At 70.8% G+C, this 15,557-nt stretch carries 14 protein-coding genes and 1 pseudogene; 13 read left to right on the top strand and 2 right to left on the bottom strand.

Features of this window, described 5'->3' with window-relative positions:
* Positions 1-167 precede the first annotated feature (167 nt).
* The 8 genes from recG (at position 168) to mutM (ending at position 7,468) form a co-directional block, all read left to right on the top strand.
* Positions 168-2,393 (top strand): ATP-dependent DNA helicase RecG, encoded by a 2,226-nt coding sequence (gene recG / locus ACZ41I_RS25220; protein ID WP_468515103.1) that lies wholly within the window; start codon positions 168-170, stop codon positions 2,391-2,393.
* Positions 2,394-2,476: 83 nt separating this feature from the next.
* Complete coding sequence (rsmD, locus tag ACZ41I_RS25215) at positions 2,477-3,064, top strand: 16S rRNA (guanine(966)-N(2))-methyltransferase RsmD (RefSeq protein WP_468322402.1); 588 nt, start codon at positions 2,477-2,479, stop codon at positions 3,062-3,064.
* Positions 3,065-3,090: 26 nt separating this feature from the next.
* Positions 3,091-3,570, top strand: a complete 480-nt coding sequence (gene coaD / locus ACZ41I_RS25210) for a pantetheine-phosphate adenylyltransferase (protein WP_067041222.1) — start codon at positions 3,091-3,093, stop codon at positions 3,568-3,570.
* A 57-nt stretch (positions 3,571-3,627) separates the two neighbouring features.
* A complete protein-coding gene (locus tag ACZ41I_RS25205; RefSeq protein WP_363215768.1) occupies positions 3,628-4,701 on the top strand; it encodes an ATP synthase F0 subunit B in 1,074 nt (357 codons plus the stop codon).
* A 128-nt stretch (positions 4,702-4,829) separates the two neighbouring features.
* Entirely contained in the window at positions 4,830-5,483 is a 654-nt protein-coding gene (locus ACZ41I_RS25200; RefSeq protein ID WP_363215769.1) for a YceD family protein, read from the top strand.
* A gap of 2 nt (positions 5,484-5,485) precedes the next feature.
* Positions 5,486-5,659, top strand: coding sequence for a 50S ribosomal protein L32 (rpmF, locus tag ACZ41I_RS25195; RefSeq protein ID WP_003951102.1), 174 nt, complete (start codon positions 5,486-5,488; stop codon positions 5,657-5,659).
* An 8-nt stretch (positions 5,660-5,667) separates the two neighbouring features.
* Complete coding sequence (rnc, locus tag ACZ41I_RS25190) at positions 5,668-6,525, top strand: ribonuclease III (protein ID WP_363215771.1); 858 nt, start codon at positions 5,668-5,670, stop codon at positions 6,523-6,525.
* 82 nt (positions 6,526-6,607) lie between these two features.
* Positions 6,608-7,468, top strand: a complete 861-nt coding sequence (gene mutM / locus ACZ41I_RS25185; protein WP_363215772.1) for a bifunctional DNA-formamidopyrimidine glycosylase/DNA-(apurinic or apyrimidinic site) lyase — start codon at positions 6,608-6,610, stop codon at positions 7,466-7,468.
* Here the strand turns inward: mutM and ACZ41I_RS25180 are convergent.
* Entirely contained in the window at positions 7,441-7,851 is a 411-nt protein-coding gene (locus ACZ41I_RS25180; protein WP_363215774.1) for a winged helix-turn-helix transcriptional regulator, read from the bottom strand. The genes mutM and ACZ41I_RS25180 overlap by 28 nt on opposite strands.
* A 118-nt stretch (positions 7,852-7,969) precedes the next feature.
* Here ACZ41I_RS25180 and ACZ41I_RS25175 point away from each other — a divergent pair, with 118 nt between their 5' ends.
* Both ACZ41I_RS25175 and ACZ41I_RS25170 read left to right on the top strand, forming a co-directional pair.
* Entirely contained in the window at positions 7,970-8,554 is a 585-nt protein-coding gene (locus ACZ41I_RS25175) for a flavodoxin family protein (RefSeq protein ID WP_468322410.1), read from the top strand.
* 537 nt (positions 8,555-9,091) lie between these two features.
* Positions 9,092-9,229, top strand: a pseudogene (locus ACZ41I_RS25170) (site-specific integrase); the annotation flags it as partial.
* Positions 9,230-9,261: 32 nt separating this feature from the next.
* On the opposite strand, the gene ACZ41I_RS25165 reads toward ACZ41I_RS25170, so the two are convergent.
* Entirely contained in the window at positions 9,262-10,449 is a 1,188-nt protein-coding gene (locus ACZ41I_RS25165) for a CAP domain-containing protein (RefSeq protein ID WP_468515102.1), read from the bottom strand.
* Positions 10,450-10,650: 201 nt separating this feature from the next.
* On the opposite strand from ACZ41I_RS25165, the gene ACZ41I_RS25160 reads away from it, so the two are divergent.
* The 3 genes from ACZ41I_RS25160 to ACZ41I_RS25150 all read left to right on the top strand — a co-directional run bounded on the left by ACZ41I_RS25160 (position 10,651) and on the right by ACZ41I_RS25150 (position 15,491).
* Complete coding sequence (locus ACZ41I_RS25160) at positions 10,651-10,932, top strand: acylphosphatase (protein WP_363215778.1); 282 nt, start codon at positions 10,651-10,653, stop codon at positions 10,930-10,932.
* A 384-nt stretch (positions 10,933-11,316) separates the two neighbouring features.
* Positions 11,317-11,520 carry a hypothetical protein gene (locus ACZ41I_RS25155; protein ID WP_392319897.1) on the top strand — a complete coding sequence of 68 codons (204 nt, stop codon included), beginning with the start codon at positions 11,317-11,319 and terminating at the stop codon, positions 11,518-11,520.
* 245 nt (positions 11,521-11,765) lie between these two features.
* Positions 11,766-15,491, top strand: a complete 3,726-nt coding sequence (locus ACZ41I_RS25150) for an AAA family ATPase (protein WP_468515101.1) — start codon at positions 11,766-11,768, stop codon at positions 15,489-15,491.
* Positions 15,492-15,557: the final 66 nt, after the last annotated feature.

The following is a 15,557-nucleotide window of genomic DNA, read 5'->3' as shown; positions in this document are numbered from 1 at the left end:
CGTCACGGCGCCGCGGGCGGGGGACTCGCACGGCGCGGGGTCGGGCGGTCCGGTGGGGCGGTGACCGCGGAAGGGATGGCCGGGGCGCGCCATCCTAGAGCCCGAACGAACCGTGTGACCAGGACTTTCCCGAAGCGTATACGGCATTGTCAGTGCCGTGGTGTGCAATGGATCTCGTGCCCGCACTGGAAGAACCACTGAAGCAGCCACTGAAGTCAGTGCTCGGCCCCGCCACCGCGAAGGTGATGGCCGAGCACCTCGGCCTGCACACCGTCGGCGACCTCCTCCACCACTACCCGCGCAGATACGAGGAGCGCGGCCAGCTCACCCACCTCGCCGACCTCCCCATGGACGAGCACGTCACGGTGGTCGCCCAGGTCGCCGACGCCCGGCTGCACAGCTTCGCCTCCGCCAAGGCCCCCCGCGGCAAGGGCCAGCGCCTGGAGGTCACGATCACCGACGGCAGCGGCCGGCTCCAGCTGGTCTTCTTCGGCAACGGCGTCCACAAGCCCCACAAGGAACTGCTGCCGGGCACCCGCGCGATGTTCGCCGGCAAGGTCTCGGTCTTCAACCGCCGCCTCCAACTGGCCCATCCCGCCTACGAATTGCTGCGCGGCGACGGCGAGGAGACGGTCGAGACCTGGGCCGGCGCCCTGATCCCCATCTACCCGGCCACGGCCAAACTGGAGTCCTGGAAGATCGGCAAGGCGGTCCAGACGGTGCTGCCCGCCGCCCAGGAAGCCCTCGACCCGCTGCCGCCCGCCCTGCGTGAGGGCCGCGGTCTGCTCCCGCTCCCCGAGGCGCTCCTCAAGATCCACCGTCCGCACACCAAGGCCGACATCGCGGGCGCCCGCGCCCGCCTGAAGTGGGACGAGGCCTTCGTCCTGCAGGTCGCCCTGGCCCGCCGCCGCCACGCGGACGCCCAACTCCCCGCCGTCCCCCGCACCCCCAAGCCGGACGGCATCCTCACGGCGTTCGACGACCGCCTCCCCTTCACCCTCACCGAGGGCCAGCAGAAGGTCTCCAAGGAGATCTTCGACGACCTCGCCACGGAACACCCGATGCACCGCCTGCTCCAGGGAGAGGTCGGCAGTGGGAAGACCCTGGTGGCCCTGCGCGCCATGCTCGCCGTGGTCGACGCAGGCGGTCAGGCCGCCATGCTCGCGCCCACCGAGGTCCTCGCCCAGCAGCACCACCGCTCGATCACCGAGATGATGGGCGAGCTGGCCGAAGGCGGCATGCTGGGCGGCGCCGAGCACGCCACCAAGGTCGTCCTGCTCACTGGCTCCATGGGTGCGGCCGCCCGCCGCCAGGCCCTGCTGGACCTGGTCACCGGCGAGGCCGGCGTCGTCATCGGCACCCACGCCCTGATCGAGGACAGGATCCAGTTCCACGACCTCGGCCTGGTCGTGGTCGACGAACAGCACCGCTTCGGCGTCGAGCAGCGCGACGCCCTGCGCGGCAAGGGCAAACAGCCCCCGCATCTGCTGGTGATGACGGCCACCCCGATCCCGCGCACGGTCGCCATGACGGTCTTCGGCGACCTGGAGACCTCCGTCCTCGACCAGCTCCCCGCCGGCCGCTCCCCGATCGCCAGCCATGTGGTCCCGGCCGCCGACAAACCCCACTTCCTCGCCCGCGCCTGGGAACGCGTCCGCGAGGAGGTGGCGAACGGCCACCAGGCGTACGTCGTCTGCCCCCGCATCGGCGACGACGCCGACGAGGCGGCCGATCCCCGGAAGGCCAGGCAGAAGTCCGCCGAGGACGAGGCGGACAAGCGCCCGCCGCTCGCCGTCCTGGACATGGCGGACCAGCTGAGCCGCGGCCCCCTGCAGGGCCTGAAGGTCGAGGTCCTCCACGGCCGTATGCCCCCGGACGACAAGGACGCGGTGATGCGCCGCTTCGCGGCCGGCGAGACCGACGTCCTGATCGCCACCACGGTCATCGAGGTCGGCGTGAACGTCCCCAACGCCACGGTGATGGTCATCATGGACGCCGACCGCTTCGGCGTCTCCCAGCTCCACCAGCTGCGCGGCCGGGTGGGCCGGGGCTCGGCCCCCGGTCTGTGCCTCCTGGTCACCGAGATGCCCGAGGCCGCCGCCGCCCGCCAGCGCCTGAACGCCGTCGCCTCCACCCTCGACGGCTTCGAACTCTCCCGCATCGACCTCGAACAACGCCGCGAGGGCGACGTCCTCGGCCAGGCACAGTCCGGCGCCCGCACCAGCCTGCGCGTCCTGGCGGTCATCGAGGACGAGGAGGTCATCGCGGAGGCGAGGGAGGAGGCGACGGCGGTGGTGGCGGCCGATCCGCAGCTGGAGCGGCTCCCGGGTCTGCGTACGGCTCTGGACGCCCTCTTGAACGAGGAGAGGGAGCAGTACTTGGAAAAGGGCTGAGGCGGAAGCGCGCCCGAAGGGGCGCGGGGAACTGCGCGACCAGCCACAATGAACGTAAAGCCGCCCACGAAGAAGGACCCCACATGACCCGCGTGATCGCCGGCCGGGCCGGCGGACGGCGCCTCTCAGTACCCCCTGGCACCGGAACCCGGCCGACGTCGGACCGTGCCCGCGAAGGTCTCTTCTCCACTTGGCAGTCCCTCCTCGGCGGTCCGATCGACGGCGAACGGGTCCTTGACCTCTACGCCGGTTCAGGCGCCGTAGGCCTGGAGGCCCTGTCCCGGGGCGCGAGCCACACCCTCCTGGTCGAGGCCGACGCCCGCGCAGCCAGGACCGTCCGCGAGAACGTCAAGAACCTGGGCCTCCCCGGCGCCGAGGTCAGAACGGGCAAAGCGGAACAGATCATCAAGTCGCCGGCCCCGGCGGCACCGTACGACCTGGTCTTTCTCGACCCCCCGTACGCCGTCACGGACGACGATCTTCGCGAGATTCTGCTCACACTCCGCTCGGAAGGCTGGCTCGCTGAGCAAGCGCTCGTCACCGTGGAGCGCAGCACCAGAGGCGGCGAATTCCGCTGGCCGGACGGCTTCGAGGCGATCCGGTCCCGTCGCTACGGCGAGGGAACGTTTTGGTACGGTCGCGCCGCCTCTACGTGCGAAGACGCACGATGACCGGACCGGAGAGCGAGGGATCACAAGTGCGCCGCGCCGTCTGTCCCGGGTCGTTCGACCCGATCACCAACGGACATCTCGACATCATCGCCCGCGCCTCCCGTCTGTACGACGAGGTGTACGTCGCGGTGATGATCAACAAGTCCAAGAAGGGCCTGTTCGAGATCGAGGAGCGGATCGAGCTGATCCGCGAGGTCACCGCCGAGTACGCGAACGTCCGGGTCGAGGCCTTCCACGGCCTCCTCGTCGACTTCTGCAAGCAGCGCGACATCCCCGCCATCGTCAAGGGCCTGCGCGCCGTCAGCGACTTCGACTACGAACTGCAGATGGCCCAGATGAACATCGGCCTCACCGGTGTCGAAACGCTGTTCGTGCCCACCAACCCCACGTACAGCTTCCTCTCCTCCTCCCTGGTCAAGGAGGTCGCCGCCTGGGGCGGCGACGTCTCCCACCTGGTGCCCGCCCCGGTCCTGGAGGCCTTGAACAAGCGTCTGCGCAAGGACTGATGGGGCTACAGTCGTCCCGTCCGTCTCCAACCCGGCTGTAGAGAGTGGCGAGCACAGGTGGACGTGCAGAAGAAGCTCGACGAGATCGTCTCCGCGGTCTCGGGCGCCCGGTCCATGCCCATGTCGGCGTCGTGCGTGGTCAACCGCGCCGAGCTGCTCGCGATGCTCGAAGAGGTGCGCCAGGCGCTGCCCGGCTCCCTCGCGCAGGCGCAGGAGCTGATCGGCGACCGTGAGCAGATGGTCGAGCAGGCCCGCATGGAGGCCGAGCGGATCATCGAGAACGCGCACGCCGAGCGCGGCTCGCTGATCTCCGACACCGAGATCGCCCGCCGCTCCCAGGCCGAGGCCGACCGGATCCTCGCCGAGGCCCGCAAGGAGGCCGAGGAGATCCGCGCCGAGGCCGACGACTACGTCGACTCCAAGCTCGCCAACTTCGAGGTCGTCCTCACCAAGACGCTCGGCTCGGTCGGCCGCGGCCGCGAGAAGCTGCTCGGCACCGGCCCCGGCCTGGACGAGAACGGCTACGAGGACGAGGACGCGCCCGAGCGCAGCCACGACCCGGAGACCCTGCGCCACAACGCCGACCAGTACGTCGACGCCAAGCTGGGCGCCTTCGAGGCGGTCCTCGCCAAGACCCTGGAGGCCGTCGGCCGCGGCCGGCAGAAGCTGCACGGCCGGATCGCCACCGACGACCTCGGCGCCCTCGCCGACGACACCTCGACCTTCCAGCACTCCAGCGACGCCGACTACCTCGCCGACCTCGCCGCCCTCGCGGACCAGGACACCGCCGCCGAGCGCCAGGAGCGGCCGGCCCAGCCGCCGCAGCAGCCGTCGTACGAGCCGCAGCCGGCGTACTCGTACGACCAGCAGCAGCCGGACCCCTACGGCGGATTCCCGCAGCAGCAGCCCGCCTACGGCCGGCAGGACCCCTACGGCTACCAGCAGGCCGACCCCTACGCCTACCAGGGCTCCTACGACCCCCAGCAGGCCGCCTACGACCCCCAGCAGGCCCAGCAGCCCCACCAGCACCAGCAGCAGGGCTACGCGCTGGACGAGACCAGCCTTTTCGACACCAGCATGATCAGCGCGGAGCAGCTGCGGGCGTACGAGCAGGGGCGCGGGCTGCAGTGACGTACCGGATTGGGCCCTGAGCGAAAGCTCCAGTATCCTGGCTCTTCGGTCGCGTGTACGTCCGCGATCTCCGCTGCCCGGAACACCGACGGGCGGCGGCCCTCCGAGTTTGAAGATCGAAAGCAGGAATGGCTTCCAACGCCCGCCTCGACCACCGCAACCCCCTCGTGTTCGACACACACGAGCTGGGTCGGCGTCCTGGCGCGCTGCAGCGCCTGACCCGCACGATCGACGCTCCCGCCGATCTCGGCATCCAGGGAGTCATCGGAGTGCCGGAAGGCGCCCCGGTGGAGCTCGAACTCCGGCTCGAGTCGGTCATGGAAGGGGTGCTCGTCACAGGCACCGCCCGTGCACAGGCCGAGGGGGAGTGCGTAAGGTGTCTGGAGCCGGTCGAGCTGGAGCTCGAAGCGGACTTCCAGGAACTGTTCTCGTACCCTGACGCCGACGACCGGGGCCGTGTGATCGCGGAACCGGGCGACGACGCCGAGGACGACGAGGACAGGTTCTTCCTCGAGGACGGACTCTTCGACCTCGAACCTCTGCTGCGTGACTCGGTGGTGCTCGCACTGCCGATGCAGCCGGTGTGCCAGGAAGACTGCCCGGGCCTGTGCTCCGAGTGCGGAGCGCGGCTCGCGGACGACCCGGACCACCACCACGATGCCGTCGACATCCGTTGGGCGGCTTTGCAGGGACTCGCCGGTTCACTCGAAGACGGCGAGAAGGACGAGATGAGCGGCGGCGCGCCTCAGTCAGCACGCGCCGACGAGAAGCAGGAGAAGTAGCCGTGGCTGTTCCGAAGCGGAAGATGTCGCGCAGCAACACGCGCCACCGCCGGTCGCAGTGGAAGGCTGCGGTCCCCACCCTGGTTGCGTGCGAGCGCTGCCACGAGCCCAAGCAGCAGCACATCGCGTGCCCGTCTTGCGGCACCTACAACAAGCGCCAGGTCCTCGAAGTCTGAGCGGGCTGGTGAGAGGCACTGTGTCCAGTCCCAAGAAGGCGGAAGACGCCAAGGCGGACGCACCCGCCAAGAAGAAGGCGGACAACACGGCCTCGTCCCACACGCTTCTGGAAGGGCGGCTCGGCTACCAGGTCGAGTCCGCCCTTCTGGTGCGCGCGCTGACCCACCGTTCCTACGCGTACGAGAACGGCGGTCTGCCGACGAACGAGCGGCTGGAGTTCCTCGGTGACTCCGTCCTCGGTCTCGTCGTCACGGACACGCTGTACCGCACCCACCCCGACCTGCCCGAGGGCCAGCTGGCCAAGCTGCGGGCCGCGGTGGTCAACTCTCGTGCGCTGGCGGAGGTCGGCCGTGGCCTCGACCTGGGTTCCTTCATCCGGCTCGGCCGCGGTGAAGAGGGCACGGGCGGCCGGGACAAGGCGTCCATCCTCGCCGACACCCTGGAAGCGGTGATCGGCGCGGTCTATCTCGATCAGGGCCTCGATGCGGCGTCCGAGCTGGTGCACCGGCTCTTCGACCCGCTGATCGAGAAGTCCTCGAACCTCGGTGCCGGCCTGGACTGGAAGACCTCCCTCCAGGAGCTGACCGCGACCGAAGGACTCGGCGTGCCCGAGTACCTGGTCACGGAGACCGGCCCCGACCACGAGAAGACCTTCACTGCTGCCGCCCGCGTCGGAGGCGTCTCGTACGGCACCGGCACCGGCCGCAGCAAGAAGGAGGCGGAGCAGCAGGCCGCCGAGTCCGCCTGGCGGGCCATCAAGGCCTCGGCGGACGAGCGCGCCAAGGCGGCCAAGGAGGCCCAGCGGGCCGACGAGGCGGCCAAGGAAGCCGTCAAGGACGACGAGTCGTCGTCCGCTCCCGCCTGACCCGCAGCAGTACCGAGCGCCCGCCCCGCCCTCACGGCGGGGCGGGCGCTCAGCTCGTCCACCGCTTCGTACGGGGGGTTCCATGCCCGAGTTGCCCGAGGTCGAGGTCGTCCGGCGCGGCCTCGCGCGCTGGGTCGCCCACCGCACCGTCGCCGAGGTCGAGGTGCTGCACCCGCGTGCCGTACGCCGGCACATCGCGGGCGCGGACGACTTCGCGCACCGCCTCAAGGGCCACCACATCGGCACCCCCAGCCGCCGCGGCAAGTACCTGTGGCTGCCGCTGGAGGAGACCAACCAGTCCGTCCTCGCCCACCTCGGGATGAGCGGCCAGCTGCTGGTGCAGCCGCACGAGACGCCGGACGAGAAGCACCTGCGCATCCGGATCCGGTTCGCCGACTCCCTCGGCACCGAACTCCGCTTCGTCGACCAGCGCACCTTCGGCGGGCTGTCGCTGCACGACAACACCCTCGACGGCCTGCCCGACGTCATCGCACACATCGCCCGCGACCCCCTCGATCCGCTGTTCGACGACGAGGCCTTCCATCAGGCGCTGCGCCGCAAGCGGACCACCATCAAGCGGGCCCTGCTGGACCAGTCGCTGATCAGCGGGGTCGGCAACATCTACGCGGACGAGGCGCTGTGGCGCGCCCGCATCCACTACGAGCGCCCGACCGCGAACTTCACCCGCCCCGTCACCACGGCGCTCCTCGGCCACATCCGGGACGTGATGAACGCGGCCCTGTCCGTCGGCGGCACCAGCTTCGACAGCCTCTACGTCAACGTCAACGGCGAGTCGGGCTACTTCGACCGGTCCCTGGACGCGTACGGCCGCGAGGGCGAGCCGTGCAGGCGCTGCGGTACGCCGATCCGCCGCCGCCCGTGGATGAACCGGTCCAGCTACTTCTGCCCGAGGTGTCAGAGGGCGCCGCGCGTCTCGTCGTAACGCGCGCGGGCCGCGAGGACGTCGTCCATGGCGCCCTCCACACAGTGGATGAGCGCCAGCAGCCGCTCGGCCACCTGGCGGCCCAGGGGAGTCAGTTCGTAGTCCACGCGCGGCGGGTTCGTCGGCTGTGCCTCGCGGTGCACCAGGCCGTCGCGCTCCAGGGCGTGCAGGGTCTGGGACAGCATCTTCTCGCTCACCCCGTCCACGCGGCGGCGCAGCTCGTTGAAGCGCAGCGAGCCCTCGTACAGCGCGCCGAGCGTCAGCCCGCCCCAGCGTCCCGTGACGTGCTCCAGCGTGCCGCGGGAGGGGCAGGCCTTGGCGAAGACGTTGTAGGCCAGGTCGTCGTACGCCTGGTCGTCGTGGTCCTGGGTGGTGGCGGTCATGGCGCCAGGGTACGCGCACGCAGCGCTAACCACCAGGTTGCACTAACTAGAAGTAAGTGCTTTCCTGGGGTCACTGCTCTTGAGCTGCCCATTCGAGCCACCGTTCGAGGAGTCCCTTGTGACCACCCCTGTCGTTTCCATCGCCTACCACTCCGGCTTCGGCCACACCGCCGTCCTCGCCGAGGCCGTCCGCGCGGGCGCCGCCGACGCGGGCGCCGAGGTGCATCTGATCAAGGTCGACGAGATCACCGACGAGCAGTGGGAGACGCTGGACCGCTCCGACGCGATCGTCTTCGGCTCGCCCACCTACATGGGCACCGCCTCCGGCGCCTTCCACGTCTTCGCCGAGGGCACCTCGAACCGCTGGTACACCCGCGCCTGGCAGGACAAGCTGGCCGCCGGCTTCACGAACTCGGCCTCGAAGAGCGGCGACAAGCTGCACACCCTGCAGTTCTTCCAGACGCTCGCCGCCCAGCACGGCATGACCTGGGTCAACCTCGGCCTGCTGCCCGGCTGGAACGCCAGCACCGCCTCCGAGAACGACCTCAACCGCCTCGGCTTCTTCGCCGGCGCCGCCGCCCAGACCAACAGCGACGAGGGCCCCGAGGCCGTCCACAAGGCGGACATCGCCACGGCCGAACACCTGGGGCGCCGGATCACCGAGACGGCACAGCTGTTCGCCCGCGGACGCGTCGCCGCCTGAGACCCGTCGGACGGCGGACCGCGACGGCGTCAGTAGCCGAAGAAGTGAAGGGCCGGGTTTCTGACCTGCGGCCGTGCAATCGACCAACGCTGCGACCTGCGACTTGGCTGTCGGTGGTTGTCAGCGTTGGTTGCCGTCGAGCGTCCTCGGACGGCCCAGCGACGGCCCCGGATCCGATCGATCCAGGCAGCATGCGGCTCATGAACGGCACGCCGGCACCAGCGATCACGCGTGGATCTTGTAGAAGACCACCATGAGCCCCTCCGAGGCGATCCCCGCGCATGCGAACAGCAGGAACTTCGCGAACGTGTACCGTTCCAGGCCCTTTCGCCAGCCCAACCACATCAAGAAAGCAAGGTAGAGACAGAACAACCCGAGCAAAAGGAAGCAGCTACCGATAAGCCAGAACAAAACGAACACCATGTGTCCCCCCTGGGCTCCGCATTGAGTCCTTGAGGGTACTTGGGCACCAACTGGCCAGGGTCTGAGCCGTGGAGCCGACCGCCCCAGCCGGCCACAGGCGTCCCGGAGGTCAGCCTGGGCCACCACGACCCCGGCTTCACGCTGCGGACGTGCACGCACCTGATGCCGTCGAGCGGGACCCGGACCCGGGCCGCCGTGGATCGTGTCTTCGCCGACGACGAACCCATGATTGACGGCCCGGACCCGGCCCAGGAGAGTGCTTGGCCGTCTGACCTGCGGTTGTCTCAGTACCCGAAGTCCTGCGTCCACCAAGGCCCGCCCGGGCCGAAGTGGACGCCGACGCCCAGGGTCTTGAAGTCGCAGTTCAGGATGTTGGCGCGGTGGCCGGGGCTGTTCATCCAGGCGTTCATCACGGCCGCCGCGTCGGCCTGGCCGCGGGCTATGTTCTCGCCGCCGAGGTCGGTGATACCGGCCGCCGCGGCCCGGTCCCAGGGCGTCTTGCCGTTGGGATCGGTGTGGTCGAAGAAGTCCCGCGCCGCCATGTCGTCGCTGAACGCCTCGGCCAGCCGGGTCAGCGAGGAGTTCGCCGCCAGCGGGCTGCATCCGGCCTTCGACCGCTCCTGGTTGACCAGCCTGAGTACCTCCGCCTCGGCGGCGGCCCGCGCCGACACCGTCACCGGTGGGGAACTCGCCGCGGGCGCCTCGGGTGCGGTGGGCGTCCTCGGAGCCGTGGGTGTCCTGGGTGCGGTGGGCGTCCTGGTCGCCGTACGCGAGGGGCTGCTCGTGCTGTGCGGCTTCGACGGCGTGGGTGCCGGCGTCGGCCTGCCGGACGCCGTCCTCGACGGGGTGGGCGTGGGCGAGACCGACTGCGACGCCGACGCGGAGACGGACGGGCTCGGGGACTCCGGGCGCGCCGTGTTCCGGCCGGTGCCGGTGCCGGTGCCGGTGCCGGTGCCGGTCCCGGTGCCGCTCCCGCGGCTGTCGGCGCTGCCCGAGGTGCCACCCTGCTCGGCGGCCGTGTTGCTCGGCGTGGCCACCGCCTGCACCCGCTCACCACCCGTGGTGTCCGTGGCGCCGCCGAGCTTGTAGTTCTGCAGCCCCGGCACCACGCCCGTGGCCACCGCGGCCGTACCGAGGGCGACGGCCGCGGACACCCCGAGCAGGCCCGCGCGCACCGGCTTCCCGGCCTTCTTCCTGCGCCGGTGGTCGTGAGAGGGGTCGCCGCCCGGAGTGAAGCCGGCGCCGGCCGGCGCCGCGCCCTCGTCGTCCGCCGCGAACAGATAGGCGTGCGCCTTGGCGGTCGCCTCGGCGTAGGCCTCCGGGTTCAGATACGGCGCGATGCCCCTGGGCGCCTCACCCGCGTACGAGTTCCGCGGACCGCCGCTTCCGGCGCCGGAGCGCTCCGTGCGTATGCCCCCCGTGGCGCGGCCCGTGGCGGCGCGGCCGGCGGCGATGCGTCGGTGGCGTCCCATGTCCTTGCCCTCTTCCTCGTCCTCGCGGTCGACCGGCGCCTGCGCGGCGAGTGACTCCCTGCTGCGGCGAGTGACTCCCTCTGGCCGACCCGACTCACTCGATCGAGTGAGTTTCATATGAGATGCATTGGGTCGGGACGGTACCCCATGCCACCGGGGCGCGATGTGTCCCGGCCGACACCGGCCGGTTAGGTTGCACCCATGAGCGAGGAAGTGCGACTGGTCGCCTGGGTGCGTGGACAGGTCCAAGGTGTGGGTTTTCGCTGGTTCACGCGTGCCAAGGCGCTGGAGATCGGCGGCCTGAGTGGTTTTGCTCTCAATTTGGCCGACGGTCGCGTCCAGGTGGTCGCGGAGGGCGCCCGCGAGGGCTGCGAGGGGCTGCTGGACTGGCTCCAGGGGGACGACACGCCCGGGCGGGTCGACGGAGTCACCGAGATCTGGGACACACCTCGCGGCGGCTACGACGGCTTCGCCATCCGCTGAGCCGGTGCTGCAACGGCGCCCGGGCGGGCGCGCGGCGGGCTGCCCGGAGCACCTGCCCGGAGCGGAAACGACCTGGTGGTTGCCAAGAACGCGCCGACATGGCAGGCTCCGGCTGGTACTTCTGATCGTCACGCCCTGCGGGCCCCGGATGAGTCGCAGCGCCGCCGCTTTCCCGGCCGCGCATCCCCGGTTCGGCCCCCAATACAGGGCGTGATCGTGTTGACCGTCAAACTTTTTGGTGAGACGCTGAAAGCCCCGCGCACCTTAGCTGTTTGGCATGGAGCAACAGCAGAGCAACACCCGGATGTGCCAAGCACCGCGGGTGCGAATCCCTCACGACCCACACCGCATCGGTCGGTCACTCAGTGTGGAGGACCATCCATCATGGCAAAGGCGCTTCTCGGTTACGTCGGCGGCTCCGACCCTCGACTCCTCGCCGAGATGCGACGGCTGCAGCAGCGCGTCCAGGACCTGGAGTCCGAGCTGGTACGGATTCAGGCGGAGAACGAAGAGCTGTCGGCTGCCGCCTCTCAGGACAGGATCATGGAGAGCATCGACGCACACCAGGCGGAGCCTGCGCTCACCTGATCACTGCATCAGCTCCACAACAGCAGTCGCAGCGATCGGGCTGCCGTATCAACCGCTCAGTTGATTCAGGCGACCGCAACCCGGCCGTCAGAGTTGCAAGGGACGCTTCGGCGTCCCTTCTTTTCTGCCCCGCGCATCCTTTCACTGTCTTTAACGTACGGTGTGCCCTGCATGTTCAATGGCGAAACCGCGCGGTTGCGAAGGTTCATGGAGTGAGATAGCGGCGCCCGGTAGAGTCCAGCGGCGTGCACCTCAAGGCCCTGACCCTCCGCGGGTTCAAGTCGTTCGCCTCGGCGACCACGCTCCGGTTCGAACCGGGCATCACGTGTGTCGTCGGACCGAACGGCTCGGGCAAGTCCAACGTCGTGGACGCGCTCAGCTGGGTCATGGGCGAACAGGGCGCCAAGTCGCTGCGCGGCGGCAAGATGGAGGACGTCATCTTCGCCGGCACCACCGGCCGTCCGCCGCTGGGCCGCGCCGAGGTGTCCCTGACCATCGACAACTCCGACGGCGCGCTGCCCATCGAGTACGCCGAGGTCACCATCACGCGGATCATGTTCCGCAACGGCGGCAGCGAGTACCAGATCAACGGCGACACCTGCCGCCTCCTGGACATCCAGGAACTCCTCTCCGACTCCGGCATCGGCCGGGAGATGCACGTCATCGTCGGCCAGGGCCAGCTCGACTCCGTCCTGCACGCGGACCCGATGGGCCGCCGCGCCTTCATCGAAGAGGCGGCCGGCGTCCTCAAGCACCGCAAGCGCAAGGAGAAGGCGCTGCGCAAGCTGGACGCGATGCAGGCCAACCTCGCGCGCGTGCAGGACCTGACGGACGAACTCCGCCGCCAGCTCAAGCCCCTGGGCCGCCAGGCGGCGGTGGCCCGCCGGGCCGCCGTCATCCAGGCGGACCTGCGCGACGCCCGCCTGCGCCTGCTCGCCGACGACCTCGTACGCCTGCGCGAAGCCCTCAAGGCCGAGATCGCCGACGAGGCGGCCCTGAAGGAGCGCAAGGAGACGGCCGAGCAGGAGCTGAAGAAGGCCCTGCACCGCGAGGCCCTGCTGGAGGACGAGGTACGGCAGCTCACGCCGCGCCTGCAACGCGCCCAGCAGACCTGGTACGAGCTGTCCCAGCTGGCCGAACGCGTCCGCGGCACGATCTCGCTGGCCGACGCCCGGGTGAAGAGCGCCACCTCCGCGCCCCCGGAGGAGCGGCGCGGCCGTGACCCCGAGGACCTGGAGCGCGAGGCCGCCCGCATCCGCGAGCAGGAGGCCGAGCTGGAGGCGGCCCTGGAGGCGGCCCAGCACGCCCTCGACGACACCGTCGCGCACCGGGCCGAGCTGGAGCGGGAGCTGGCCGTCGAGGAACGCCGCCTGAAGGACGTCGCCCGTGCCATCGCCGACCGCCGCGAGGGTCTGGCCCGCCTCTCCGGCCAGGTCAATGCGGCCCGCTCCCGCGCGGCCTCGGCCCAGGCCGAGATCGACCGCCTGGCCACGGCCCGCGACGAGGCGCAGGAACGTGCCGTCCGCGCCCAGGAGGAGTACGAGGCGCTCAAGGCGGAGGTCGACGGCCTGGACGCGGACGACGCGGACCTGGCCGAACAGCACGATGCCGCCAAGCGGCAGCTGACGCAGGCCGAAGCCGCCCTGAGCGCGGCCCGGGAGGCGTCCACCGCGGCGGAACGCGCCCGCGCCGCGACCCAGGCCCGGCACGAGGCCCTGGCCCTGGGCCTGCGCCGCAAGGACGGCACCGGAATACTCCTCGGCGCCCGCGACCGCCTCACCGGAGTCCTCGGCCCGGCGGCGGAGCTGCTCACGGTCACCCCGGGCTACGAGGTCCCGCTGGCCGCGGCATTCGGCGCGGCAGCGGACGCGATCGCCGTGTCGAGCCCGGCAGCGGCAGCCGAGGCGATCCGCATGCTCCGCAAGCAGGACGGCGGCCGCGCGGCACTGCTGCTGGCAGGGAACGCGCCCGGAAGGGACCAGGGGCTGTGTCCGGCGTGCGGTTGCCGCCGTGCGGGCGCGACGGGCCACGGCGATCCCGCGGAAGACCATGGCGCGGGGGCGTCCGGAAGGGACGGGGGGCTGTGTCCGGCGTGCGGCTGCCGCCGTGCGGAGGCGACCAGCCACGACGCACCCGCAGCCGCCCCACTGCCTCCCACGGCACCCCCCGGCGGACGCTTCGCCGCAGATCTGGTCCGTGGCCCCGCCCACCTCCTCCCCGCAGTCCGCCGCCTCCTGCACGGCATCGTGGTCGTCGGCACCCTTGAGGACGCCGAAGACCTCGTCCACGCGCATCCGGAACTCACCGCCGTCACCGCGGAGGGCGACCTGCTGGGTGCCCATTTCGCCCATGGCGGCTCGGCCGGAGCGCCCAGCCTGCTGGAGGTGCAGGCCTCCGTGGACGAGGCCGCAGCCGAGCTCGCCGAGCTGGCGGTGCGGTGTGCGGAGCTGGCCCGGGAGCAGCGGGCGACAGCCGAGCGGCGTACCGAGGCCGCCGCCCTCGTGGAAGAACTCGCAGAGCGGCGCCGGGCCGCCGACCGGGAGAAGTCGGCCGTGGCCCAGCAACTGGGCCGGCTCGCCGGACAGGCGCGCGGTGCCGCCGGGGAGGCCGAGCGGTCGGCCGCGGCGGCGGCACGCGCACAGGAGGCGCTGGAGAAGGCCGTACTGGAGGCCGAGGAACTGGCCGAGCGGCTGGCCGTCGCCGAGGAGATGCCGGTCGAGGAGGAGCCGGACACCTCCGTCCGGGACCGGCTCGCCGCCGACGGCGCGAACGCCCGCCAGACCGAGATGGAGGCCCGCCTCCAGGTCCGTACCCACGAGGAACGGGTCAAGGGGCTCGCCGGACGAGCGGACTCCCTCGACCGGGCGGCCCGCGCGGAACGCGAGGCACGCGCGCGTGCCGAGCAGCGCCGCGCCCGTCTGCGGCACGAGGCCGCGGTGGCGGAGGCCGTCGCCTCCGGTGCCCGGCAGCTGCTCGCGCACATCGAGGTGTCCCTCACCCGCGCCGAACGGGACCGGACCGCCGCCGAGGCCGCCAAGGCCCAGCGGGAGCAGGAGCTGACCGCCGCGCGCACCGCCGGACGCGAACTCAAGTCCGAGCTCGACAAGTTGACCGATTCAGTGCACCGCGGCGAGGTACTCGGCGCCGAGAAACGGCTGCGGATCGAGCAGCTGGAGACCAAGGCGCTGGAGGAGCTGGGTGTCGAGCCGGCGGGACTGGTGGCGGAGTACGGTCCGCACCAGCCCGTGCCGCCCTCGCCCCCCGCCGAGGGCGAGGTGCTGCCGGACGACCCCGGGCACCCGCGCAACCAGCCGAAGCCCTTCCACCGTGCCGAACAGGAGCGGCGGCTCAAGGCCGCCGAGCGGGCGTACCAGCAGCTGGGCAAGGTCAACCCGCTGGCGCTGGAGGAGTTCGCGGCGCTGGAGGAGCGGCACAAGTTCCTCAGCGAGCAGCTGGAGGACCTGAAGAAGACCCGTGCCGATCTGCTGCAGGTGGTGAAGGAGGTCGACGAGCGCGTCGAGCAGGTCTTCACCGAGGCCTACCGGGACACGGCCCGCGAGTTCGAGGGCGTCTTCAGCCGGCTCTTCCCGGGCGGTGAGGGACGGCTCGTGCTCACCGACCCCGACAACATGCTCACCACGGGCGTGGACGTCGAGGCGCGCCCGCCGGGCAAGAAGGTCAAGCGGCTGTCCCTGCTGTCGGGTGGTGAGCGCTCGCTGACGGCCGTAGCCCTGCTGGTGTCGATCTTCAAGGCGCGCCCCAGCCCCTTTTACGTCATGGACGAGGTCGAGGCGGCGCTGGACGACACCAACCTCCAGCGGCTGATCCGGATCATGCAGGAGCTGCAGGAGGCCTCGCAGCTGATCGTGATCACGCACCAGAAGCGCACGATGGAGGTCGCCGACGCGCTCTATGGCGTGTCCATGCAGGGCGACGGCGTCTCGAAGGTCATCTCTCAGCGCCTTCGTTAGCGCAGCTATTCAAGATCAACTGACTCGGTGTTCAAGAAGTGAACACGGAGGGACGTGGCCTATCGA

This window comes from Streptomyces sp. NPDC030799 (assembly GCF_055572255.1).
This window is presented reverse-complemented; position numbering and strand designations above follow the sequence as displayed.